The following is a 25,199-nucleotide window of genomic DNA, read 5'->3' as shown; positions in this document are numbered from 1 at the left end:
ACCTATTTTCTTTAATTCTTCTTATATATTTAAGTAAATTATATATTCCGATGAACGCCCCCGAAAAAAAGGATATAAATGCCATTAGCTTATAGTAGGAGGGATATGCCACATAGGAGGATACAATATAGAGGGCTAAGCCTAACAAGAAAAATTTATATATCTTGTCCTTTCTGTTGATGCTGAAACCTTCCTTAAAGTTTTCCCTTCTATCCTTATGTTTTGATATTATCAACTCTTCAATTTCTTCTTCTGTAGGAAATCCTTCAATTTCCTTAAGCATATGTTTAATATGCTCAAAATCTATTAACAGATATTCTGTCTGTTCCTTTACTTCCTCATCAAAATAGGAGTTGGTAACTATTATTCCCTCCAAAATATTCTTTTTTTCCATTTCTTCCATATAGTTTTTTACATCCTTTAGATTGATTTTATTATCCCAGGAACTCTTAATGCATTTTATACCATATATCTCCTCATTTATTTCACCTATAAAATCTATATTATTATCACATTCAAAAAATAAGGTGTCATAATACTTTTCCAGTATTTCTTTCATATACAATGCAAAATCACTATCTTTATATTTTTCAATTTTTTTCCGAATTTGCCTATCTCCTATATCTTCATTGATATTTAATATGTTTTTATTTCTAATCTTTCGCTTGCCATATATCAATACTGACAAATACAAAGCTATCAATATCCCTGTCAAAATTAAGGATATGCTGATGCTCTGAGTTGAGTTATAAATAGTTATAAGAAAAAATAAGGCTATGGCTAAACTAATAAAAATCCAATCTAAGAAGGAAGCCCCTATACCCTTTCCATCTTTTATCTGTCGAGTATAGTATCCGTTTAATATCAAACTTTTTTTTATTTCATTAAAACAATCTTTTAATATTGTCAAAACATTCATTAGAATCCTTCTCCTTCTTCATCAATATATAGCTTACTACCTGTATTATTGCCAATATAGATACAAAAAATAATAGTATTCTATTAAATATGCCTATGAAGAATTCCTCTGGTAGCATTTGAATCAACAAATCTTTTTCCGGATCTAATAGCCATAGATCATTATCAAAAAATATCATGTGAAAATAAGTAAAGTATTTATTAAAATCCATAGTTGTGAGGAAAAATAAAATCAACATAAAGATCCACCATATTAGATTGCCATAAAATATGGTATATGCTATTTTATTACTTTCACCTAGCAACAAGAGCCCAATTATTGCGACTAAAAACAGTGCCAAGGATATGTATTTTATAATAAATCCATACCTAAATAGAAACTTTACATCTTCCATATGCTGAATTTCCTCATCATTAAAATATGGTCTTAACCCTTCTTCCTGTGTTTTATCCTTTAAGTACGAGATTATGCCTTCTGTTATAATCTCTAGCTCCTCTAGTTCCTTACCTGTAGTATCCATGACTCCATGTTTTCCAAAGGAATCTAGATAAAAATTTGTATTAAAAGCATTAGTTTCAACCCCCTTAAGGAAAACATACAAGGGCAAAAATACTACCAACAGCAGGATAAATAATCTTCTCATTTTATCACCTCATTTCCTCCTATCTATAGTTTACCAGAACTTGTCCGACTTAAACAAAAGCTGAAAGAAATATCCTTCAGCTTTATCCCATAGCCTTCTCCAATCTGTCTAGATATTTAATTGGAAACATCCTCAACAATTCCTTATACTGTTCTACAGTTAATCCTCGTACAGTAGTATATATTTCAATTTTCTCATCTACATTAGCTGAATTGAATCGCTCTTTTATTTCTTCAAAATTTTGATTGTTTTCCATTTCCTCACTCCTTCATCATCTTTTATACACCATGTTTTTATTATGTTAAAAAAAATAATCTTTTATACGATAAAAAACACCCTTATTAAAAATAAAGGTGTCAAAAATCTATTATATCTCTAAATCATCCGGTATCTCCCAAGAATGATATATTTCTTGAATATCATCATTATCTTCTAAAGCTTCTATTAATTTTACCATATTTTTTATATCTTCGTCAGAAGTTAATTCTGTTGTGTTTTGAGGTAAAAAGGCTAGTTCGGCCATGGTAAACTCGTACCCTTGTTGGCTTAATGAATCCCTAATGTTGTTAAAATCCTCTGTGCTAGTTATTATCTCATATCCAAATTCATCGCTTTCAAAATCCAAAGCACCTAAGTCAATGGCTCGTAGCATTAACTCATCTTCATCGATATTATCTTTCTTTTCAATAGCTAGTACACCTTTTCTATCAAACATAAATGAAACACAACCAGTCTGACCTAAATTTCCGCCAAATTTATCAAAGGCATGTCTTACATCAGAAGCAGTTCTGTTTCGATTATCCGTTAGACATGATACATATACAGCCACTCCATTTGGACCATATCCTTCATAAGTTATCTCTTCATAGGTCTCAGCCCCTAATTCTCCTGCTCCTTTTTTGATTGCTCTTTCTATATTATCATTAGGCATATTTGCTGCTTTAGCTTTTTCAATAGCAGCCTTTAATTGAGGATTATACTCTGGATCTTTGCCTCCCTCTTTTGCTGCCACCATAATATATCTTGCCAGTTTAGTAAATTCCTTACCTCTTCTAGCATCTTCCTTACCTTTTTTATTTTTAATATTATTCCATTTCGAATGACCTGCCACGAAATTCAACCTCCTTAATTTATTCTCATATATTTTATCACAATATCTAATGTGAAACATCATAATTATTCATTTTGTGGAACAAAAATCGGTGGAAAATTCCTCTTATGTTCACTTATACTATGCATTCTTTGGATTTTTTTCACTACGTCCTTAGGCCCTGTTTTATTCAATATATAGTCATCTAAAACACCATAACCAAATCCCATTTCCTCTTCATCTGTTTGATCTTGCCACAATCCTGCCGTTGGTGGTTTTTCAATTACTACCTCAGGAATATTTAAAAATCTTGCCATTTCCCAAATATCCCTTTTAACAAAGGAAGCAATTGGAAGTAAATCTACCCCACTATCTCCATGTTTGGTAAAATAGCCTACGGTAAACTCAGACCTATTGCTAGAACCTAAAACCAAATAGTTGTAGGATCCAGCATAATAATAGAGTGTTGTCATCCTAAGCCTTGGTTTAATATTAGCTTTAGCTAAATCATTTCCATCTTCAATATAGATCATTTTAATAAGTTCATCATAAATATGCGTTAAATCTGCCTTTTCTGTCTTTAAGCCTATGCTATCTGCAACCAACAATGCATGTTCTTCATCTATGGGATCACTATGACAAGGCATAATTATTCCTAAGGAAGTTTCAGGAAAAGCCCTTTTAGCTAATCCTGCTACTACTGCCGAATCTACTCCGCCACTTAAGCCAAACACCAATCCCTCTCCACTGGCTTCATCAACTTTTAATTTTAGCCATTGAACAATATCATTACAGACTTTTTCTATATTATCCATATTCAGACCTCCACAATAATATATATTAGGTATATCTTATGCCCTTTTGGTAAAATTAATAATCAGTGCTAATAAACTTTTCCCTAATCATTATACCATAAAGGAGGAGTCTATGGATACAAAGGTATTTAAACTAATCGGAATTGGGTTGATAACCGGGATAACAAACGGATTGTTTGGTTCTGGTGGTGGAACCCTAGTAGTACCTGCTCTGGTCTTTTTTTTAGGATTTGAAAATTATAAGGCTCATGCTACTGCTATTTCTATTATATTGCCTTTATCCATCATCAGTACCTTTATATATATTAAAAAAAATGTAATTGAATATGAAGTAGCAATGGTAGTAGCTTTAGGCGGAATTTTAGGTAGCTTTTTAGGCGCCAAGCTATTGAAAAAAATTCCTACTCCCGTACTTAGAAAAATATTTGGCACTGTAATAATTATCACTGCTATAAGGATGATATTCAAATGAAACTATTTATGATTGGATTTCTATCGGGTATTATCGGTGGAATGGGGATAGGTGGCGGTACTATACTCATACCTTCCTTAATTTTTTTTACAACATTAACTCAGCAACAAGCTCAAGGAATAAACCTTATTGTATTTATACCAGTGGCCTTAGTAGCGTTAATAATCCATTATAAAGAAAATAATATTGAATTCAATTATATTAAGTGGATAATATTGGGGGGGACTATTGGGTCTATTATTGGTTCATTAATTGCTCTTAATATTGATTCCTCTTCTTTAAAAAAGTACTTTGGTTTTTTTCTCCTATTTATCGGAGCATATGAATTGATAAAAAAAGAATAGACCTATAGGTCTATTAAGTTATGCCTCTTTCTCCATTTTTATTAAAGTAGCCAAAATACAGTCATCGTATAAAAATCTAAAATCCAAAGCCTTAGCTTTTTCAATTACTTCATCGTTGAAGGTACCTGGTTGAAACCAAATATACTCTATGCCTAATTCTTTAGCATCATCTAAAGTATTTAAACTGATTTTAGGAGGAACCACTATATCTATTACGTCTATTTTCTTAGGTAATTCTCTTAAAGAATCATATATCCTATGCCCTTGAATTTCATCATAGTTTGGATTTACGCCATAGGTTTCATAACCATGTTCCATTAATTTTCGCCATATCTTATACCCATACTTTCTCTCGTTAGCTGTCACCCCTACTACAGCCCAAATTTTTTTATCTAACATCTCCTGCTTTATCATAGTATCACCTCTATATTATTATACCCCTATTATGTATATTATCTCTAACTATTTAATTCTCTTTCCATTCTTCATAGAAATATGCTCATCATCTATATATTCAATAATTGCACTACCACTGGTTAAATCGGTTATATTCTTCTTAAAGGATTCAACCTCAGAATAATTAATATATACATATATATTTACCCCGTCATCATATACTATGTCGTCTATTATATATCCCTTAGTCATCAGATGGTTTTCAATCATTCCATATAAGGTGTATTCTATTCTTATCTTTAATTTATGGTGAAGAACCTTTTCTATTATGATTCCTGACTCCAATCCAATCTTTGCACCTTTAGTATAGGCCCTAATTAGTCCACCAGTACCTAATTTTATGCCTCCAAAATACCTGGTAACTACTACTACCACATTACGAAGATCCTCTTTCTTAATTACCTCCAAAGTAGGAATTCCTGCAGTTCCAGATGGCTCCCCATCATCACTAAATCTTTGAATATTGCTATTTTCTCCATAAACATAAGCATATACATTATGAGTAGCATCTCTGTGTTTCGATTTTATACATTCAATGAAGTCCAAGGCTTCCTGTTCTGATTCAATAGGCTTTGCATACCCTATAAATCTAGATTTGTTTATTATAATTTCCTCCTGACCATATTTATGTATAGTTCTATATACATTATCCATATATATCCCCTTTCATAAATCTACTAAATAGATTATAACATAAAGATTAGACACAAAAAAGAAAGGATAATATCCTGGGGGATATACCCTTTCCCTTTTGCATTTCAATTTATTTAGGCATATATCTCATCTATTTCAATATCCTTTATCTCCAAATATCTTTTATAAGATAGACTTACTAGGGATTTATCTTGATTATGAGTAATCATATCTATGGCTTTATCTATCGAGTAGAAGCCACCATCTTTAAACCCTTCTTCCTTATTTATCTTATAATTGGGTCCAGAAGCTTCCATTACATACCAAATAATCTTATTGTACACCTCTTGTTTTCTTGACAAAGAAAAAAATTCGTAACTAGTTTCTCCAGCAGTAGAAACGATATTGGCACTAACACCCGTTTCATACTTTACACGACTTATAGCCGTTTCTGTTGGAAGAGAACCATTACGAATTTTCCCTTTGGGCAATACCCATTGATCTTTATCATTTTTTAGGATAAATACCTTATTCCCATTGAAAACCACACCACCTGCACAATTTCTTACAATCATTGGAACCAGCCTCCTTTTTATTCTTATTATTATCATACCCAAATTTACCTAATTATTCAATGAATTTTAATAATTAAATATATATTAACATAGAATATACTCGGAATACCTTTCATAGTCTATCTGATTGATACTTAAATTCAATCTAGTGCCTTCGACTAAGTATTCTATATGATCTACTTCATAATTATCTAAAAAATAGTTAACTAAATTCTGTCTATCATAGGGGATCATCAATTTAACTTTTTTGTATTCTTGAGGTAAATTTTCTTCAACTAGCTCCAATAATTTTCCCAAATTAGTGCGATCCTTGCTAGATATAAACACCTTCTTATCCACATATCTAGAATCGTATACTAAATCACTAACATTAGCTTTATCTATCTTATTAAATACGGTAATAATAGGTTTCTCCAATACTTCCAATTCTTTTAAAATATTATAGGTAGTCTTAATTTGTATATCCAAATCTGAGTTAGATGCATCTACAACATGTAGAAGTAAATCTGCATATTTCACTTCTTCTAAAGTTCCCTTAAAAGCTTCCACTAGATGAGTTGGAAGTTTGCTTACAAAACCTACAGTATCGGTAATCAAAAAAGGCTGTCCATTAGGCAACTTTGCACGCCTTAGTGAAGTATCTAGAGTTGCAAATAGCATATCATATACAAATACTTTTTTGATTTCTTTTTTCTCACCAGCCATCTCAATTATCCTATTGAGTAATGTGGATTTTCCCGCATTAGTATACCCTACTAGCGCAACTATAGGAAGATTTGAATTTTCCCTTCTCTTTCGTTTAATATTTCTTGCCTTTTCTGCATCCTTTAGCGCTCTTTCAATATTGTCAATCTCCCTCAATATATGTCGCCTATCGGTTTCCAACTTTTGCTCACCAGGACCCCTTGTGCCAATACCTCCACCTTCTCTAGATAGATAATCCCTAAAGCCTACTAGTCTAGGTAATCTGTAATTTAACTGAGCCAGTTTTACCTGTAATTTTCCTTCTCTAGAGCTAGCCCTATTGGCAAATATATCTAATATCAAATTAGTTCTATCAACTATTTTTCTATCAATGATATTCTCTAAGTTTCTAATTTGGGCACCAGATAGTTCGTCATTAAATACTACTAGGTTAATATCCAATTCATCACAATAGTTTTTTATCTCCTCAGCCTTACCCTTCCCTATGAAATAAGCTGGATCTATTGCATCTCTTCTCTGAGTGATTCGTGATATAACCACACCTCCAGCAGCATTTACTAATTCCTGTAATTCGTCCATGGAATTATCTATATCGATAGTGTCCGTTACTAATTCAACTCCTACGATTAAAGCCTTTTCCCTATTAATAGTTTTTTCTATCAATCTATCACCCTTTCATTATCAAAGCGATTTTATCCTTTAGTATATTATACCATCTTCTCTGTATTTTATCTAATTATGTTCAATAAATTCTCCTTAGGCACATTTACATATTGTTCTGGTACATCCCCAACTATAATAGTCTCTGCAATTGGAATATTGGTAGTAATCCTTAAGTTCTCCGATACCAAAGGTACTATCATCTTAATATCGGTAACCACTATAATATATATTCTATGTCTAGTTTGATTTATTCCAGATGACTCAAATTCCGTTGCAAAATCTACTGCTACAGAGCCCTGGGGAACAATACGTACATTTACACTCGGTAGAGTTATTATCTGAGTATCAAAAGCATTACTTAAAGGTACCTTTATATTGGATTTGGACATTTCCATTAGTTGTTCTTGAACTTCAATAGCTACTTCTGAAGCAATGCTATTCATTAATATGGTATTGGCCTGCATTAATGTTACTTTTCCTTCATTATCATATTTAACAAATATGAGGTCATTATAATTAATATCCCTTTTTATCTTGTTCTTTATGGTATCATTGATAGCTTGAGTAGTAACAGCCCTAGCCCTTATCTCAGATATAGCAATAACAGTAGGTTTAATATTTTTGTCTGTATACCTAAATATGTATATACCTAGGGCCAATAGGGCAATAATCCATATAATAGTACGCTTTTTCCTAACTAAATAAATATAATATCTCACAAATATTACCTCCCTATATATAATATGTTGGATATGTATATTAGATTTTTATTTTTGAATAATACTTTAAATATGTAATTGTTAACATTATTATCTTTGTATGGTATAATTAATTTGTTTACTACCTTTTCTTAATTAAGGAGGTATTTGTATGTCAGAGGATAACAAAAATAAGCAGGATAAAAGGAAACACAATAAAAAGAAGAGAAAAGGATTAAAGATTTTTTTATTAGTGCTAATTATGGCAATAATCGTTGCAGCAGGTGCAGTTACAGGTATGGTTATTGCCATTGCTAAGGACGCTCCTGAAATAGATCCAACAAATATTAGCTCTTTATTGAATCAAACTTCTTTTATACTCGACCAAAATGGAAAGGTTATAGAAAAAATTCAAACAGAGGAATATGAGTATAGAACTATTGTCAGTTTGAGTAAAATACCAAAGCATCTACAAGACGCTTTCATAGCGGTAGAAGATGAAAGATTTTACACCCATATAGGTGTGGATCCAAGAGGAATTGCCAGTTCTCTTTGGGACAATATAAAAGCTGGACATACCGTCAGAGGTGCCAGTACTATTACACAACAATTAGCTAGAAATCTTTATCTAAGTAATGAGAAAAAACTAGATAGAAAAATAAAAGAAGCTTATTTAGCACTGCAGATTGAAAAGGCTTTGACTAAGGATCAAATTCTAGAAGCATATCTAAATAGAATACATTTAGGGCAAGGGGCCTATGGGGTGCAAGAAGCAGCACAGACCTATTTTTCTAAAAATGTAGATGAATTAACTATTGCAGAATCGGCAGCTCTAGCAGGTATTGTAAAAGGGCCCAGTAAATATGCATTATATAAAACCATAAAACCTGAAGACTTTAATGCAGAAAAGCATATTGAGATTAGTCAAATAGATACTCTAGGTGAAAAATATATCGCCATATATAATCCTGAGGCTGTAAGCAGACAAAAAATAGTATTAGCTAAAATGTTAGAGCTAGGCAAGATTACCGAAGAAGAATATAATGCTGCCCTGGCTCAAGATATCCAAGCTAGCTTAAAACCAGGACAAAAAAAACTTAAAGGAATTTCTTCCTACTTTAACGATTACACTAAAGTACAAGTAATTGATGCATTAATGGAACAATTAGGCTATTCAAGGGAAGAAGCTGAGAAAGAATTATATACTGGCGGACTAAAAATATACTCTACTATGGACATAGAACTACAACGGGACCTAGAAGATGTATATAATAATTTTACCGAAGTATTGCTAGGTAATCCAGAGAATATCAAAGGGCCAGCCTTTGTTTCATGGCGATTAAACAATGCACAAAATATAATTGACGAAAGGAATAATGTCATATTTTATAAGCAAGAACATCTATTAGATGAAAACTTCAATTTAATAATCGAAAAAGATACCTTTGAACTAATCGATGGACAGTTGGTCTTAAGAAATAAAAAGTTAACTCCTTATAAAAGCAATATAGAAATATCTGATTATTATAGCTTGGATGATCGTAAAAACTTAGTAACCCATAGAGTAGGGACGTTGTCCTTACCTGAAAAGGAGTTTTCAGTTACCGAAGATAAAGCTGTTGTGATTTCAAGTAGTTTTCTAAAAAACAATCCCGATTTCTATTCCATAAACGAAAATGGTAATTTAACTATTAATGAAAAATATTTCTATAGACATAAAGAAGGCGTAGTGCAACCTCAATCAGCAACTGTAATAATAGATTATAAAACGGGAGAAATAAAAGCATTAGTTGGAGGTAGGGATGTAGAAGGATCACGAATACTAAATCGTGCTACTTCCTCTCCTAGACAACCAGGTTCTACTATTAAGCCTATATCTGCATATTTACCAGCTTTAGACAATGGTTTTACTGCAGCATCTACCATAGATGACGTACCTTTTTATAATAATGAAGGCCAATTGTGGCCAAACAACTGGTATACCGGTTATAAAGGAATCCATACCCTTAGAAAGTCTGTAGAGCAGTCGGTAAACGTAAACTCTGTAAAGGTAGTAGAGGCCATAGGAGTAAAAACCTCTATGGAATATTTAAGTAGAATGGGAATCATCGATAAAGACAACCCAACAAAGGATAATTTTGTAACTGCCGCAGAAAACAACGTAAATAATGATGAAAACTTATCTGCTTTAGGATTAGGTGGCATGACAAGAGGTTTAACACCCTTGGAAGTTACTGGAGCTTACGGTTCTATTGCTAATTCGGGAACCTATATTAAACCTATTACCTTTACAAAAATATTAGATAATGACGGAAATATTCTGATAGATAATTCTCCAAAGAAAAATGCCGTCGTATCGCCAGAAGTAGCCTTTGTAATGTCTGATATATTGAGAACAACTGTAACCAATGGTATAGCTGGAAGGGCGCAAATTCCTAATATGCCCACAGCAGGTAAAACTGGTACTACCCAAGACAAAGCAGATGCATGGTTTGTAGGATATACTCCCTACTATGTAACTGGAGTATGGATAGGTAATGATTCACCACAAATAAAATTAAATCAAGGGAGCTCAATGGCAGCACAGCTATGGAAGATTATAATGACTAGAGTCCATGATGGACTGGAGGCTAAAAATTTTGAACGGCCTGCCAATATTGTTTCCTTAAGTGTCTGTTCACAATCAGGAAAATTGCCAACAGAACTATGTAGCCACGATCCCAGAGGCAATACTATAATAACTGAAATATTCGCACAGGGGACTCAACCTACGGAATTCTGTGACACTCACGTAGAACTAAGGATTGATACTACAACAGGAAAAATTGCTAACGAATACTGTCCAGAAGAAAATGTTGAAACTAGAGTATTTATTAAAAGAAATCCACCCTACAATCCAAGTGAACATAACGGAGTCGTGCCTATTGACTATCAATATACTGCACCAACAGGAATATGTGATGTTCATAATCAACAAAATGCTATAGAAGATTTCTTAGATGAAGATGAGGATGAAGAACCTGAGGATGAAGATACAGATAACACAGATGATGAACAAAATGATGCCAACGATAATGATAATAACGAAGATGTGGATGACGATATCAACAATGGTAATGATAGCTAAGGGGAGATCTCCCCTTAGCTTTTTGTTTTAGGATCGGAAACTATAGCTATAATATATCCAAATAATATAGCAGCAGCGATCCCTCCTGCAGTAGCTTCCAGCCCCCCAACAAAAGCACCTATTACGCCTTTAGATTTTGCCCCTTCAATGGCTCCTTTACTTAGAGCATATCCAAAACCCGATATGGGTACGGTGGCTCCTGCTTCACCAAATTTAGCTAATGGTTCATACAAACCTACAGCACCTAACAATACCCCCGATGTTAAAAATACTACCAATATGTGAGCAGGGGTAAGCTTGGTTGTATCTAACAGAATTTGACCAACAACACAAATCAGGCCTCCTACTATAAATACTTTTAAATATTCCATACCATCCCTCCCTAACTTACTAAATTATCTATAGTTACTGCATGAGCAATCCCTGGAATAGATTCTCCCTGTAGTGTTGTAATAGGAGAGTGTAAAGCTCCAGTTGCAATTAACAAAACCCTGTTTAAATTGTTGTTCAACATCTCTTTATATATATAACCATTAAATACAACAGCAGCGCAACCACATCCACTGCCACCAGCATGGGTATCCTGCTCAACACCATCAAATATCTTTATTCCACAGTCTGAATAATTCTCAGATAAATCGTACCCCTCTTTTCTTAATAAATCCAATACTATCTTCTTACCAACCAAACCTAAATCTCCAGTAATTATTAGATCATAGTCATCCGGCCCATAGCCTGTATCTTTAAAATGCTGAGAAATAGTATCTATAGCTGCTGGTGCCATAGCTCCCCCCATATTATTGGCATCCTTTATTCCAAAATCCATTATCTTTCCAGTAGTTATATAAGTAATATAGGGTCCATTGCCCGAAGAAGCCAATACAGTAGCCCCAGCTCCTGTGACAGTCCATTGAGAAGAAAAGGGTCTTTGGCTACCATATTCTAAAGGAAATCTAAATTGTCGCTCTGCTGAACTAAAATGGCTAGAAGTAGCACAAACCACCTTGTCAGCAAACCCTCCATCGATGATCATAGCTCCTAAACTCAAAGACTCCGTCATAGTAGAGCATGCACCATATAATCCAAAATAAGGTATACTCAACTGCCTTGCTGTATATGAAGATGTTGTAATTTGGTTGAGAAGATCTCCTGAAAATAAATATTCTATATCATTAGGAGATAGATTTGCATTGGCAATAGCTTGTTTTATTGCTTCTTCCTGTATTTTTGCCTCAGACTTTTCAAAGGATTCCTGCCCCCACATATCGTCTTCTAATATAGTATCAAAATAATCCTTCAAAGGTCCCTCTCCTTCCTTTGGTCCAACTATTGTAGCAGTACCCAATATAGAAGGAGGATTTGATAGTTTTACCGTCTGCAAACCCACTCTTTTCTGAGACATGCTAATCACCTTCCTTTAGTGAATATTAAATATAAAATTCCTACAATAACAGAACTTCCAACTCCATATACTAGAACAGGCCCAGCAATACTAAACATTCTAGCTGCTACTCCAAATATAAATCCTTCCCGTTTGAACTCCATTGCTGGCGATACTATGGAGTTTGCAAAACCAGTAATGGGAACAGCTGCTCCGGCTCCGCCTATTTTCCCAATTTTGTCATATACCCCGATTCCAGTTAAAAAAGCACCTGTAAACACTAATATGATGGAAGTGCCCGTAGCTACCGCTTGTTCGTCTAAGCCAATTTTAAATAGCATATTTCTTACTATTTGCCCAAATACACATATAAGTCCTCCCACTATAAAAGCATATACTATGTTTTTAAAATATGTTGGCTTTGGTATTTTTCTCTCTGCGTATTTTTGATATTCTTTATTGTTCATCTTATCCAATGTTCTCACACTCCTAATGTTTTATAAATACTAGCCAATATAATAAGGAACCCGCTACTTTGCCGAATATTAATGCTCCTATTATATATTTAAGCTCATGTTTAACTTTAAATTTCTTTGCAAATACAGGAATTACATTCAAAACCTCTGCTAATGCTGATGCAAATAAGCCTAAAAACATGCCTATAACTAATCCTACAAATATATTAAAAAAACTGTTCAATTTAAAACTAAAAGTAGAGAAGTAGATAAAGCTAAAAATTGTGCCACCAGTTATTAATACATATTCATATAATTTTATATAATCGTTGGTTTCAGTAACTTGGGCCAATCTAGGGATAAACTGAAGCAAAGTGACAAAAGCTGCTGCCGCACTACCAACAGTAATGCCTGCAGAAACTCCAATCAATACCATAAAAATACTCTTTATCACTATATTCACCGCCAAGCATCATAATTTATCCTTCTGCTTTAATTCATTAAGTATGTGATCTTCTAAATCCTTGTCATATAGATATAGTTCAACTTCCATAGGCCCTGGTTCCTGTCTTCTCCTTTTGCTAAAACTAAATATCCTACTAAAAAATGAAAACATGCCTAATCCTATACCTATGGAAAATGGGATTGTTAATATCAGTGGATTTTCTTTTTTTTGTCCAGTAACTATATAGTATATTTTTTCAAGAGAGCTCTTCATATTTACATCCTCATGAAAATTTATGATAGCCATTGCTGCCCCCAAAAATAAAATTATTACTACAAAAGCTATTTTAAGCACATTAAAGATTATCTTAGGTTCCTCCTGACCTTTGATTTCTAATAAAACATCAGGCCCTCCTATTATATTGATATTGATGTCTTCAACCTTATCTAAAATTTTTGTAGTAATCTCTGTACCAGAGACATAATCATATTGTTCTTTATCCGTCCCATTGTATATTCTTATATTTTCAACCTTTTGCTTAATAGCTCCATCACCACAATATACTTCTCCTACATCCTTCACATATACATGAGTATTTAAATCTACGGAATATTTGGTTTCAAGACTTATGTATACCTGCTCATTATCCATCTTCGTCACCCCTTAATAATAAATGCTCAACATATTTAGCTTTCTTTGGTACTTCCCTATTAGTTCCTAATTCTCCATACCAGAGGATAGAACCAACTATGGCTAAAATAATAATCAAAATGATTATGATATTTCTATTTGTTTTCATATAATCACCCCAATCTATATTTATTATTCTCCTATAATCTTTTTTCATTCAAAAAAAATAAGGCATGAATTCATGCCTTAGCTAACATTTCTTTCATATCTTCTATTATCCTTTTTTCTATCCGAGATACTTGAACCTGAGATATACCCAATAACTTTGCCACTTCAACCTGAGTTTTATCCTTAAAATATCGTAATATGATTACCTGTCTGTCCCTTTCCTTTAATTGGGATAACATTTCTTTGAGCAATATACTATCTATAATGTCCTCATCACTATCCTCTTCCAAACTTATCTTATCAATTACATGTAGTGGGCTCCCTTCGTCATGATGTATTACATCATAAAGATAATCTGGTTGGTAAGTTGATTCTAACGCCATTGCTATTTCTTCCTTATCTATATTCAATTCTTCTGAAATCTCTTGTATAGTTGGCTCTCTCCCCAGTACCTTAGTGAGATTCTCTTGAGTATACCTAACCCTATTAGCAGTCTGTTTCAAAGATCTGCTCACCTTAATAATACCATCATCCCTTAGAAACCGTTTGATCTCACCTGCAATCATAGGTACAGCATAAGTAGAAAATTTTACATCAAAAGATGTGTCGAATTTATCTATAGCTTTAATGAGCCCTATACTTCCTATCTGAAACAAATCATCCATGTCATATCCCCTGTTTGTAAATCCCCTTAATACAGATTTTATAAGCCCAATATTATGTTTTACTAGTTTTTCCTTTGCATCTCTATCTCCCTGTTGTGCTCTTAAAATTAAGTGGATGGTTTCCTCATGAGATAGTAAAGTATTGTCCCTATTCCCTATGCCCATAATATCTACTCCTCATCGACTAAGGATTCAAATATTTTCGCCATCTTCACCTTAGTGCCATTACCTAGCTGACTTTCAACCATTAATTCATCCATGAAAGTCTCCATAACTGTAAAACCCATACCCGATCTTTCTAAATCTGGCTTAGAGGTATAAAAAGGCTCCATGGCTTTTTGTACATCATCAATACCTTTCCCCTTATCTTCAACAATTATTTCAATTCTATTTCCTTGAATCGTAGATTCTACTATTACAATACCTTCACTATATTCATAGCCATGAATAATTGCATTGGTAACGGCTTCTGAAACAGCAGTTTTAATATCTGACAACTCTTCTATAGTGGGATCTAACTGTGAAGCAAAGGCTGCCACTACAACGCGTGCAAAGGACTCATTAGTAGACTTGCTTAAAAATTCCAACCTCATACAATTTTTCTCAACCAAATCAATTCCTCCTCCCTTAAGCATCCATTGCTTCATCGACACTAGGATATACATTGATTATCTTAAATAATCCTGACATCTTCAGTATTCTCTCTATATAGGGATTGGTGCTAACAATAGATATTTTCCCATGTCGTTCTCTGCAATTTTTATATCTGCCCATTATAAGACCAATACCTGAACTATCCATGAAATTTAATCCTCTTAAATCCAGTACCATATTGGATAAATTATTGTCATAATAAAGGCTATCGATCTTTTTTCTTACATCTTCAGAAGTATGATGATCCAATTCGCCTTTTAACGTAACTATTAAATAATCCTCCACTATATCCGTTGAAAGTTTCAAAATATCCCCTCCCTAAATATATTCCATATATATTTCTATTTAGGAGAGGGATAATCCTTCATAGAAATATAACTACTTTTGTTGTAAAAAGAAAAAAAGAGTCTAAACAGACTCTTTTTACATATTCTTACATGCTAACACCACTTGACTTAATAATATGGAGGTAGTAACACTGCCTACTCCCCCTGGTACAGGAGTGATTTTATTCACCTGTGATGAAACCTTATCGTAATCTGCATCTCCACTTAATTTTCCATCCTCATCTAAACTCACTCCCACATCTATTACAACAGATTCTTCAGTGAAATAGCTTTCATCAAAAAATTTCGCTTTTCCTAAAGCCACTACTACAACATCGGCGTTTTGTGTAACTTGATTTAAGTCTTGTGTTCTTGAGTGGCAAATAGTAACAGTAGCATTTTCATTTAATAACATCATAGCTAAAGGCTTCCCTACAACCATAGATCTGTTTACAACGACTACGTTCTTCCCTTCTAGGGGTATATCATAATGTTTAAGTATTTCCATAGCAGCCTTAGGAGTACAAGGAGCAAATCCATCCATGTTACCTTCAAATATCTTTTCAAGATTTAGTGGGTGCATACAATCTACATCTTTTAATGGACTTATAGTATTCCTGATTATCTCCTCATCAATATGCTCTGGCAATGGTCTGAACACTAGAATACCTGAAATTTCAGCATCCTGATTAAGTTCTTCTATTAGCTCTACTAAATCCTCTGTTTTAATATCAGTATCTCTTTCATATACCTTGGATTCAATACCAACATTATCACAATTTTTGATAATACTCTTTTCGTAGGAAATATCCCCTGGGTTATTTCCTAATCTAACAATACCTAATCTAGGCCTTTTGTTTGCTTTTCTTAGCTCATCAATATCTTTTTTCATCTGGTCCTTAATCTTTTGGGCTACAGCCTTACCTTTTAATATGTCTGTCATCCATACTCCTCCTCTAAGTTTTTATATTTATCAACTACCTCCCTTTTGTAGAATATAGGGAGTTTTACTCAATTATATAAAAAGCATAAACTATTTATTAGTATTTCATATCTTCAGACTATTAACAGGATTGCTATTTGATTCACAATATAATTGTATCATAGACTGTCACTATAACAATAAATCTTTAGACTATAATTTAATAATAATTAATATGTTTCTTATAAGATGCTTACCGCAACCAATGTAGATACAATTCCTACAATCGTGCCTAAAATCAACTCTACTATATTGTGCCTACCTAAATTGATTCTTGACCAATATACAACAGGCATCAATAGGAAAAGCCATAGCATATTTCCTCCAATTATATTAACCAATATAGTAATAGGACCTGATATACCACAAGCATGTCCACTAGCTTTGATTTTTAACACCTTATTTACAAAAGACAGAAATACCCCTGATAGTAGATACGCCATAAATATCTTCTTGACTATTATAGGTGCCCCGAACAAAAAGGTAAAAAGTGTACCTAGTACATAACTAATAACAGCAAATATAAAGGCCAATCTTCTCTCGCCTTTTCTCCCTTGTTCTCTAGAGGCTGGTATTATCCTATGGACAGGATAAGCAAGTATTGGCATTATCGTTAAAAACACAATAGAATATATGAACCAACCAATTCCACCAAAACATCTGGTCCTACAAAGAAATGACAGTAGTATAGTAAAAAAAGCTATTACTGGTACTACCGTCACAAGACTAATGATTTTAGCAACCTTATATTTCATATTACTACCATCCCCTTATGCCTAAACATTATCTATCTAATAATCCTTCTAGCTGTTACATATCTTTGTTTATACCATTTTTGATCTATAGGAGTAACTATTACCTTTTTTGATCCTGAAGAAGCATGTATCATATTCCCATCACCTATATATATACCTACATGACCAATATGTCTTCCCCATGTCCGAAAGAATATCAAATCTCCCGGTATCAATTCAGATTTTTTTACCTCTACACCATTTTTAGCTTGATCTCTTGAACTCCTGCCTAACTTTATATCTGCTCCCTTTAAATAGGTTGAATAAGTCAACCCAGAGCAATCATAACCCCTTTTCCCCGTATCTCCTGATACATACGGTTTGCCAATAGCTTTATGAGCATGATCTATAACCGAACTAAGTTTTGATGCTCGTCTTGATATATTAGATCTAGATGTGGTATGTCTACCGTCTCTTAGATTAATATCTTTTTTAGCTGCAGTAAATTCTTGTCCATTTTCATCTACAATAATAAATTGACCATTTTTAAAATCTTTAACTAATACGGGTTCTCCTTTAACCAATACGTAATATGTACCTTTCGGTCCTTTTAAAATCCTATTAGTATTTACAGTTCCTATTGTCATAACCTTTTCTTTTTTACCTTCGTTTAAATTTGTTAGTAAAATATATCCTTTCATATTATCTGATGTAGTAAATAACCCATATTCCCCATGAATGCTATTTAACCTAACTTCTTCGCCAGTATTCAATAATTTAATAGACTTTCCATCGGGTTCGTCCATAAGTGGTGTGTTTTGTACCTTTACTAGATATTGGCTTGTATTTTTTTCCTTTAAAAGGACTATATCTTTAGGAACTTGATACTTTTTAAGGTCCTTTTCCACAAAGAAGTCTCTATCTTTCTCCCTTAGAATAGTCACCGTTTCTCCTTCTTTGAAACTAACCTGAGATCCGTCATCTCCCTTAGCTGTAAAATTTGCTACAAGTATTCCAGTATCCCTAAAGGTTAAGAAGGCAATTGCTGTAATAATTACTAGAGTTTTTAGAGAGGACTTTCTTTTTTTAAACAAGATAAACACTCCCTTTTTTGTTTTTGAATCTACTTGTTATTATTATAGTACATATTTATTTCAGTATCAATTAAAAGTTACAAAATTATGACAAAATATAAAAAGGCTATGCAGTATTTTGCATAGCCTAAATTAATGATTACTTCATTAACCCTGGTAGCCAAAGGGATATTTGTGGTATAAAGGTTATCAACATTAAGGTTATTAAACTTATAATAATAAAAGGCATAGCACCTTTCATTATGTCATAAAGGGTACGATCAGTTATACCTTTAGCCACGAATAGATTCAAACCAAAAGGTGGTGTATACATGCCTATAGCACCATTAACTACAATAATAATACCTAAATGAATTGGATCTATTCCATATTGTACAGCTAGAGGCATAAATAATGGCGATAAAATCATACTAGCCGAAGCTGGATCTATGAACATCCCAACGATCAATAATATTAAATTTATCAGTAACAATATAGTGACTTTTGATCTACCAGCACCCACCAAAGCTTGAGCTAAAGCCTGAGGTGCTTGTTGTCTAGTCAATATCCATGAAAAAACTGAAGCAGCAGCTAGTAATATCATCACCTGTGCTGTACCAATTGCAGACTCTATTGATTCATCTATTAAATCCTTCCAAGTCAGCTCTTTGTAAATAAACATGGATACAATTATGGCATAAACAGCTGCCACTGCTGCAGCTTCTGTCGGAGTAAAGAATCCACCATATATCCCGACTATTATCACCACAGGAATTCCTAAAGCCCAGCCTGCATCTTTAAAAGCTTCCCACAGACCTGTTCTTTCACTTGGATCTTCTATTTGTTTTATATTGTTCTTCTTAGCATAGTAGTAACAGTAAAGCATAAAAGTAAGACCATATAAAATCCCAGGCCCTATTCCTGCCATGAATAGCTCTCCCACTGATACCCCCGTAACAGAACCGTATACTATCATACCTATACTAGGAGGTATAATAACTGCTACAGCAGAACTTGAGGTAATAAGTCCTAAACTGAATTTTTCGTCATAGCCCATTTCAACTAAAGCAGGAAGCATAAGAGCACCTATTGCGACAACCGTTGCTGGACTAGAACCCGATACTGCTCCAAAAAACATACATGATAAAACCACTGTCATAGCTAAACCGCCGGTTAGTTTTCCCACTAAGGCATTGGCAAATTTTAGTATTTTTGATGATAATCCACCAGTTTTCATTACATTTGCTGCCAATATAAAGAAAGGCACTGCCATTAATGAAAACTTATCAATTCCTGCAAACATCCTTTGAGGTATTATTTCCAATGATAACGGGGTAAATATTACCATAGTTAATAAGGATGAAAAAGCAAGAGATACATATATAGGAACTCCAAAAACAAGTAATACTGCTAATATGATAAATAGTGCTGCAATCATTGGCTTTCACCTCTCATTTCGTTAATTAACTGGCACAATTGTTGTAGATACCTTATAAGCATCAAAACTCCTCCCACAGGCATTGCACCATATATGTATGCCATAGATACCTCTAAAGTTGCACTGACCTGCTTCGTGACATAAACTTTATGGGTTAATTTTGTTGCATATATAGTAAAAAATGCAATAAATATTATAGATATTACCAATGTTATAATATTTAGTATCTTTTTGTTTTTATCATTTAATAGCATCAATATAGCATCTACTGCTATATGGGATCCTTTATAAATACATATACTAGAACCAATAAACGTTACCCAAACTATTCCATACCTCGCAAACTCCTCAGCCCATTCAATAGACATACCCATCCTTCTCAAAATTACATTTATAAAAAGTAAAAATGTAATTACTAATAACAATATACCAGTAAAATACTTTTCAATTTTACTCACAACAGATTCTTTATTAGAACCACTTTTCAATTTCCTTCACCGCCTTCTATACCTATCTATTATTCTATCTACCTATTTCATCATATATTTTATTTAATATTTCATCACCAAACATATTTTTGTATTCCTCGTGCACAGGTAATGTAGTCTCTCTTAAAGCTTCCTTTTCTTCATCCGTTAGTCTAATAATGTTTGTCCCAGATTCCTCAATTTCCTTCAAATATTTTTGTTCTTCTTTTTGTACTTCTTCTCTTTGCCATTTAGCTACATCCCTAGACGTAGAAATCAATATTTGCTGTATATCTTCTGGTAGACCATTAAACCAATTATCGGCAAACAATAAAACATGTCCTAAATATGCATGCTCACTCAAAATTAAATAGTCTTGAACCTCATAAAACTTCATAGAATGAATGGTAACTAGTGGATTCTCCTGTCCTTCAACAACTCCTAATTGTAATGAATTATATAGCTCTGAAAAATCAATAGGCACTGGATTAGCACCAAGGGATTTAAATTGACTCATTATTATTGGGCTTTCCATAGTCCTGAACTTTAAACCCTTAAAATCATCTGCAGTTCTTAACTCCTTATTAGCAGTAAAGTGTTTAAAACCATCTTCATAAAAAGCAACACCTTTTATACTCTGCTCTTCAAATAAATCTAATAATTCCTGTCCTATTTCACCATCCATAATTTCATAGGCAATTTCTCTTTCTGGAAATAAGAATGGTAGATCAAATATCTGCAATTCTGGTACAAAACCACTAATCCTAGCAGTTGGTACTAAAGCTATCTCTTGTGTACCCATTTGTAACCCTTCAAACATCTCTCTAGCACTACCTAACTGCCCAGATGGGAATACCTCGACTACAACTCTACCATCTGTTTTTCCTTCAACTTCTTCCTTGAATTTCAGTGCAGCCTTATGATGCGGAGTATCAGGCATAAATCCATGCCCAAAGCTTATTTCGATGACATCATCTGATGCCACACCTTCTTTTGAACCTTCATTTGCATCTTTGTTACAACCAACTAATAAAGTCATTGCCATTACAACGATAAGTAATAATGATAGTGATTTTTTCATTTTACATTCCCTCCCATAATATTTTTTATTATTATATTGCCTACGCTATTATAGTAGATGCATTTTTGATGCCAACCAAAGATACCTATTTATACAGCTTCTTTAATTAAACGACTGCATTTTTTGCAAAACAGATGCAAAAATTGCAGTCGTCTTTACTTATTATACTCTTTTAATTTATAATATAAGTTTCTTTCGCTAATGCCTAAAACCTCAGCTGTTTTCTTTTTGTCTCCATCAAAATATTTTAGCGTTTTAATAATTAGAGCTTTTTCTACCTCTTGCATACTAGTACCATATTCAATAAATATACCATTTTTCTTTAAAGGCTCTCTTTTGCCACCGCTAATATGTTTAGGTAAATCATCTAAAGATATCAGCTCACTTTCTGTGAGAACAACTGCTCTTTCAATGATGTTTTCTAGTTCTCTCACATTTCCAGGATAATGATAAGCTTCCAAGGCTATTTTAGCTTCCTTAGTAAAGCCTCTTACATCCTTATTAAAATTCTTTTTGTATTTTAACAAGAAATGATTTGCCAATAACAAAATATCCTCTTTTCTCTCCCTTAATGGGGGTATCTCTATAGTTAAAACATTTAATCTATAATAAAGATCCTCTCTAAAATTTCCTTTTCTTATTTCTTCCTCTAAATTTTTATTGGTAGCTGCAATAATTCTAACATCAACTTCTTTTTCTTTTTCACCTCCTAAAGGAGTCACTTTTTTATCTTCAACTATCCTTAATATTTTCGCCTGAAGATACATATCCATTTCCCCTATTTCATCTAGAAATAAAGTTCCTCCATCGGCTAGCTGTATCTTTCCCAATTTTCTTTTATCAGCACCCGTGAAAGCTCCTTTTTCATAGCCAAAAAGTTCACTTTCTAATAGAGTATTAGGTATTGCTGCACAATTTACTACTTGAAAAGGCATGCTCTTTCTATTCCCTTGGAAATGTATAGCTTTTGATACCAAATCCTTTCCTGTTCCACTTTCGCCTAAAACTAAAACCGTAGAGTCAATATCCTTCACCTTTTTTATATCTCTAATAACTTCTTTTATTTCATGTGACTCTCCAATAATACCTGAAAAACTATATGTATTGTTGACTATTTCCTGTAAATTAGATAAGGAACTAGTTATCTGTTTGTATTTAATAGCTTTTTGAATATATACCTTTAACTCTTCTATATCCAATGGTTTAGTGATATAGTGAAGAGCGCCCGATTTAATTGCTTCTACAGATGATTTAATGCTACCATATGCTGTCATTATTATAACTTTTACATCCTTATAGGTTTCCTTAACCTTTCTTAAAACATCAAGTCCATCTACATCCCCTATTTTTAAATCCAGCAACAATATATCTATATCTATTTCCGATAATATTTTATAGGCTTCTTCTGGGTTTAAAGCAGTATAGATTTTATATTCATCTTCTAGCGCAAATTCTAAAGAATCACAAATAGCCCTTTCATCATCTAATATTAATATCTTATACATTTAGATTCCCTCCATGTTTTTCAAAAGATAATTTAAATACAGTTCCCTTATCCTTTTCACTTTTAACCTGTATATCACCTTTATTCTCCTTTATATATTGATAGGATATAGCCAGTCCCAACCCAGTTCCAGTGGTCTTTGTAGTAAAAAATGGCTCAAATAGATATTTTGAATTCTCCTCTGATATCCCAATACCATTATCCTCAATAATTAAAATCACCATATCTTCCTCTTCATAAACCTGGGCTCTTATTACTCCGTTATTATTAACAGCCTCAATGCTATTTAATATTAGATTAATTATTACTTGCTTAATCTGGTATTTATCTATTGTTATTGGGGTTTTATCCTCTATACTTAATTGTAAATCTATATTTTCTTCCTTAATATCTGCATTAAAAAGTTCTACAGTTTGTAACAACAAATCACCCAATAGTATTTTCTCTTTACACATAGTACTTGGCTTTGCATAAGATAAGAGGTCTGTCAATAACGCATTTAATCTATTTATTTCCTCTGGAACTTGAGTAGATATTTTACTTCTAAATTTTTCACTTTCATATTTTTCTGGTAATAGCTCTACATAAGTTTTTATAGAAGTAAGAGGATTTCGTATCTCATGGGCAATACCTAAAACCAACCGCCCTAACGATTGCATCTTATCCTTCTCAGCTAACTTTTGCTTCAATAGTTTTTCATTGGTCACATCTTTTAAAGATATAATGACACCTTCATGAATTCCTAGTTCATTGGTTAATGGGGATAAACTATAGGAAAAAATAGTCTTTCTACCTTTAAAGAGAATTTCCTTTTCTACGTCAATATAATATTTGCCTTTTTGTAAGCAACTTTCAATAATATTTGTATCAAAATATGTATCTAAATTTAAATCTTCCAAATGATTTCCCAAGGCCTCATTTCTATGTAACAATAGTTTTTCTTCACTATATCTATTCAAGGAAGTAATATTAAGGCTATCATCAAGTGTTATTATACCATTGTTTAAATTATCCAATATTTGCTCTTTAAATTTATCTTGCAACTCTATATAGCTTTGTTTTTCGATTAGTTCTGTTGTTTGTTTTTCTACCTCTCTTTTTAAAACTTGATTCCATTTAAAAGACACTAAAGTTGCTATCAGGCTTATGAAAAGTACAAATAATGTAATATAGAGGGAATACTTAAGTTTTCTCCAAGCTGGTTGAATTTCTTTTCCAAACCATTTTTCAATAATCTTCTTATAGGTTCCATCTCTTTTAAGCTTGTCCAATCCTTTATTAAAAGTTTCTATCAATTCTTCGTTACCTTTTTTAAATGCCATACCATAAGGGGTAATGTTGATCTCATCTCCAACGATCTTTATCCTATCAACAGTCCTATTCTTCTGTATAATATATAAACCGGTTAATTTATTACAAACCACTGCGTCTATTTTACCTAATAATACTTCATCAAAAGCTTTATCTAAGTCAGAAAAAAATACCAATTCTATTTCTCCTACTTCTGCCAAAGCATAAGGTGAACTATCATTTCTTAATACCCCTACTCTTCTACCCTTTAAATCTTTAATATTTGAAATATATGTATTATCTTTTAATACAAAGGTTATCAAAGAATTTCTCAAATACTCTTGAGAAAAATCATATATTTCCTTTCTGTTTTCATTAAAATTCATACCCTGTATGGCATCAATTTCTCCATTTTGAAGAGCAACATGAGCGTCAACCCAATCCATGGGTATTAGCTTTATTTCCCTCCCTATTTCTATCGATAATGCTCTCATTAAATCTATATTAAAACCTCTATATTCCCCATCCTCGTCTATAAACTCATAGGGAGGAAGATTTCTATCACCGCCTATAACGATAATATCCTTATCTTCAATTGGAACTGATAATACATATATAGGACTAATAACTATTACTACTAATAATAAATAAAATATCCTTTTAAACTCCATAGAATATCCCTCCAAATTATAAAATATCCCACTGTATGGTATTCTTTATCCAAGCATAAAATCCTTCTTTATTACAAAAATAATGTCGAATTTAT

At 32.9% G+C, this 25,199-nt stretch carries 29 protein-coding genes and 1 pseudogene; 3 read left to right on the top strand and 27 right to left on the bottom strand.

Translation table 11 applies throughout. The annotated features are described in order from the left end of the window. The 5 genes from C3E88_RS06845 to nadE all read right to left on the bottom strand — a co-directional run. The coding region (locus tag C3E88_RS06845; protein WP_236909421.1) for a restriction endonuclease at nucleotides 1-919 on the bottom strand (919 nt) is incomplete at its 3' end. Next, nucleotides 885-1,562: a TIGR01906 family membrane protein gene (locus C3E88_RS06840; RefSeq protein ID WP_236909420.1), complete on the bottom strand. Its 678-nt coding sequence runs from the start codon at nucleotides 1,560-1,562 to the stop codon at nucleotides 885-887. The genes C3E88_RS06840 and C3E88_RS06845, both read right to left, overlap by 35 nt. An 82-nt stretch (nucleotides 1,563-1,644) precedes the next feature. Continuing rightward, nucleotides 1,645-1,818 (bottom strand): hypothetical protein, encoded by a 174-nt coding sequence (locus C3E88_RS06835; RefSeq protein ID WP_236909419.1) that lies wholly within the window; start codon nucleotides 1,816-1,818, stop codon nucleotides 1,645-1,647. 111 nt (nucleotides 1,819-1,929) lie between these two features. Continuing rightward, on the bottom strand, nucleotides 1,930-2,673 hold the full coding sequence (locus C3E88_RS06830; RefSeq protein WP_236909418.1) for a YebC/PmpR family DNA-binding transcriptional regulator: 744 nt from the start codon (nucleotides 2,671-2,673) through the stop codon (nucleotides 1,930-1,932). Between the two features lie 65 nt (nucleotides 2,674-2,738). Then, entirely contained in the window at nucleotides 2,739-3,467 is a 729-nt protein-coding gene (gene nadE, locus C3E88_RS06825) for an NAD(+) synthase (protein WP_236909417.1), read from the bottom strand. Between the two features lie 46 nt (nucleotides 3,468-3,513). Between nadE and C3E88_RS06820 the strand changes: the two genes are divergently transcribed. Further along, nucleotides 3,514-3,939, top strand: coding sequence for a sulfite exporter TauE/SafE family protein (locus C3E88_RS06820; RefSeq protein WP_272878478.1), 426 nt, complete (start codon nucleotides 3,514-3,516; stop codon nucleotides 3,937-3,939). Continuing rightward, complete coding sequence (locus tag C3E88_RS06815; RefSeq protein ID WP_236909415.1) at nucleotides 3,936-4,283, top strand: sulfite exporter TauE/SafE family protein; 348 nt, start codon at nucleotides 3,936-3,938, stop codon at nucleotides 4,281-4,283. The genes C3E88_RS06820 and C3E88_RS06815 overlap by 4 nt, the downstream gene beginning before the upstream one ends. Nucleotides 4,284-4,301: 18 nt before the next feature. On the opposite strand, the gene C3E88_RS06810 is transcribed toward C3E88_RS06815, so the two are convergent. The 5 genes from C3E88_RS06810 to yunB form a co-directional block, all read right to left on the bottom strand. Continuing rightward, entirely contained in the window at nucleotides 4,302-4,697 is a 396-nt protein-coding gene (locus tag C3E88_RS06810) for a CoA-binding protein (RefSeq protein ID WP_236909414.1), read from the bottom strand. A 48-nt stretch (nucleotides 4,698-4,745) separates the two neighbouring features. Next, entirely contained in the window at nucleotides 4,746-5,393 is a 648-nt protein-coding gene (locus C3E88_RS06805) for a YigZ family protein (RefSeq protein WP_236909413.1), read from the bottom strand. A gap of 113 nt (nucleotides 5,394-5,506) precedes the next feature. Continuing rightward, nucleotides 5,507-5,947 (bottom strand): NUDIX domain-containing protein, encoded by a 441-nt coding sequence (locus C3E88_RS06800; protein ID WP_236909412.1) that lies wholly within the window; start codon nucleotides 5,945-5,947, stop codon nucleotides 5,507-5,509. Between the two features lie 84 nt (nucleotides 5,948-6,031). Further along, a complete protein-coding gene (hflX, locus tag C3E88_RS06795) occupies nucleotides 6,032-7,315 on the bottom strand; it encodes a GTPase HflX (RefSeq protein WP_272878477.1) in 1,284 nt (427 codons plus the stop codon). Between the two features lie 65 nt (nucleotides 7,316-7,380). Beyond that, nucleotides 7,381-8,034: a sporulation protein YunB gene (gene yunB, locus C3E88_RS06790; RefSeq protein ID WP_236909411.1), complete on the bottom strand. Its 654-nt coding sequence runs from the start codon at nucleotides 8,032-8,034 to the stop codon at nucleotides 7,381-7,383. Nucleotides 8,035-8,185: 151 nt separating this feature from the next. On the opposite strand from yunB, the pseudogene C3E88_RS06785 reads away from it, so the two are divergent. Next, a pseudogene (locus C3E88_RS06785) lies at nucleotides 8,186-10,618 on the top strand (transglycosylase domain-containing protein); the annotation flags it as partial. Between the two features lie 536 nt (nucleotides 10,619-11,154). Here C3E88_RS06785 and spoVAE read toward each other — a convergent pair. The 17 genes from spoVAE to C3E88_RS06700 form a co-directional block, all read right to left on the bottom strand. Beyond that, entirely contained in the window at nucleotides 11,155-11,511 is a 357-nt protein-coding gene (gene spoVAE, locus C3E88_RS06780) for a stage V sporulation protein AE (protein WP_236909409.1), read from the bottom strand. 11 nt (nucleotides 11,512-11,522) lie between these two features. Beyond that, the gene (spoVAD, locus tag C3E88_RS06775) at nucleotides 11,523-12,542 is read right to left on the bottom strand and encodes a stage V sporulation protein AD (protein WP_236909408.1); all 1,020 of its coding nucleotides are present in this window, start codon (nucleotides 12,540-12,542) and stop codon (nucleotides 11,523-11,525) included. 5 nt (nucleotides 12,543-12,547) lie between these two features. Beyond that, nucleotides 12,548-12,988, bottom strand: coding sequence for a stage V sporulation protein AC (gene spoVAC / locus C3E88_RS06770; RefSeq protein ID WP_236909424.1), 441 nt, complete (start codon nucleotides 12,986-12,988; stop codon nucleotides 12,548-12,550). Nucleotides 12,989-13,010: 22 nt separating this feature from the next. Further along, on the bottom strand, nucleotides 13,011-13,430 hold the full coding sequence (locus tag C3E88_RS06765) for a stage V sporulation protein AB (RefSeq protein ID WP_236909407.1): 420 nt from the start codon (nucleotides 13,428-13,430) through the stop codon (nucleotides 13,011-13,013). Nucleotides 13,431-13,448: 18 nt separating this feature from the next. Next, on the bottom strand, nucleotides 13,449-14,072 hold the full coding sequence (locus C3E88_RS06760; RefSeq protein ID WP_236909406.1) for a stage V sporulation protein AA: 624 nt from the start codon (nucleotides 14,070-14,072) through the stop codon (nucleotides 13,449-13,451). Continuing rightward, nucleotides 14,065-14,220, bottom strand: a complete 156-nt coding sequence (locus tag C3E88_RS06755) for a hypothetical protein (protein ID WP_236909405.1) — start codon at nucleotides 14,218-14,220, stop codon at nucleotides 14,065-14,067. The genes C3E88_RS06760 and C3E88_RS06755 overlap by 8 nt, the downstream gene beginning before the upstream one ends. A 70-nt stretch (nucleotides 14,221-14,290) precedes the next feature. Beyond that, complete coding sequence (sigF, locus tag C3E88_RS06750; RefSeq protein ID WP_236909404.1) at nucleotides 14,291-15,049, bottom strand: RNA polymerase sporulation sigma factor SigF; 759 nt, start codon at nucleotides 15,047-15,049, stop codon at nucleotides 14,291-14,293. 5 nt (nucleotides 15,050-15,054) lie between these two features. Then, nucleotides 15,055-15,477: an anti-sigma F factor gene (gene spoIIAB / locus C3E88_RS06745; protein ID WP_442870637.1), complete on the bottom strand. Its 423-nt coding sequence runs from the start codon at nucleotides 15,475-15,477 to the stop codon at nucleotides 15,055-15,057. A gap of 34 nt (nucleotides 15,478-15,511) precedes the next feature. Then, entirely contained in the window at nucleotides 15,512-15,844 is a 333-nt protein-coding gene (gene spoIIAA, locus C3E88_RS06740) for an anti-sigma F factor antagonist (RefSeq protein WP_236909403.1), read from the bottom strand. 117 nt (nucleotides 15,845-15,961) lie between these two features. Continuing rightward, nucleotides 15,962-16,807, bottom strand: a complete 846-nt coding sequence (locus C3E88_RS06735; protein ID WP_236909402.1) for a bifunctional 5,10-methylenetetrahydrofolate dehydrogenase/5,10-methenyltetrahydrofolate cyclohydrolase — start codon at nucleotides 16,805-16,807, stop codon at nucleotides 15,962-15,964. Nucleotides 16,808-17,028: 221 nt separating this feature from the next. Then, complete coding sequence (locus C3E88_RS06730; RefSeq protein ID WP_236909401.1) at nucleotides 17,029-17,601, bottom strand: hypothetical protein; 573 nt, start codon at nucleotides 17,599-17,601, stop codon at nucleotides 17,029-17,031. A gap of 32 nt (nucleotides 17,602-17,633) precedes the next feature. Further along, entirely contained in the window at nucleotides 17,634-18,674 is a 1,041-nt protein-coding gene (locus C3E88_RS06725) for a C40 family peptidase (protein ID WP_236909400.1), read from the bottom strand. Between the two features lie 139 nt (nucleotides 18,675-18,813). After that, nucleotides 18,814-20,091 carry a TRAP transporter large permease gene (locus tag C3E88_RS06720; protein ID WP_236909399.1) on the bottom strand — a complete coding sequence of 426 codons (1,278 nt, stop codon included), beginning with the start codon at nucleotides 20,089-20,091 and terminating at the stop codon, nucleotides 18,814-18,816. Next, nucleotides 20,088-20,579, bottom strand: coding sequence for a TRAP transporter small permease (locus tag C3E88_RS06715; protein ID WP_236909398.1), 492 nt, complete (start codon nucleotides 20,577-20,579; stop codon nucleotides 20,088-20,090). The genes C3E88_RS06720 and C3E88_RS06715 overlap by 4 nt, the downstream gene beginning before the upstream one ends. Nucleotides 20,580-20,613: 34 nt before the next feature. Beyond that, complete coding sequence (locus C3E88_RS06710; RefSeq protein ID WP_236909397.1) at nucleotides 20,614-21,639, bottom strand: TRAP transporter substrate-binding protein; 1,026 nt, start codon at nucleotides 21,637-21,639, stop codon at nucleotides 20,614-20,616. Nucleotides 21,640-21,794: 155 nt separating this feature from the next. After that, nucleotides 21,795-23,144, bottom strand: a complete 1,350-nt coding sequence (locus tag C3E88_RS06705; protein WP_236909396.1) for a sigma-54-dependent transcriptional regulator — start codon at nucleotides 23,142-23,144, stop codon at nucleotides 21,795-21,797. Further along, the gene (locus tag C3E88_RS06700; RefSeq protein WP_236909395.1) at nucleotides 23,137-25,104 is read right to left on the bottom strand and encodes a transporter substrate-binding domain-containing protein; all 1,968 of its coding nucleotides are present in this window, start codon (nucleotides 25,102-25,104) and stop codon (nucleotides 23,137-23,139) included. The genes C3E88_RS06705 and C3E88_RS06700 overlap by 8 nt, the downstream gene beginning before the upstream one ends. Between the last annotated feature and the right edge of the window lie 95 nt (nucleotides 25,105-25,199).

Origin of the sequence: Clostridium sp. Cult3 (assembly GCF_021655115.1) — a bacterium.
In the GTDB taxonomy this organism is placed as follows: domain Bacteria; phylum Bacillota; class Clostridia; order Tissierellales; family Tepidimicrobiaceae; genus PPXY01.
This window is presented reverse-complemented; position numbering and strand designations above follow the sequence as displayed.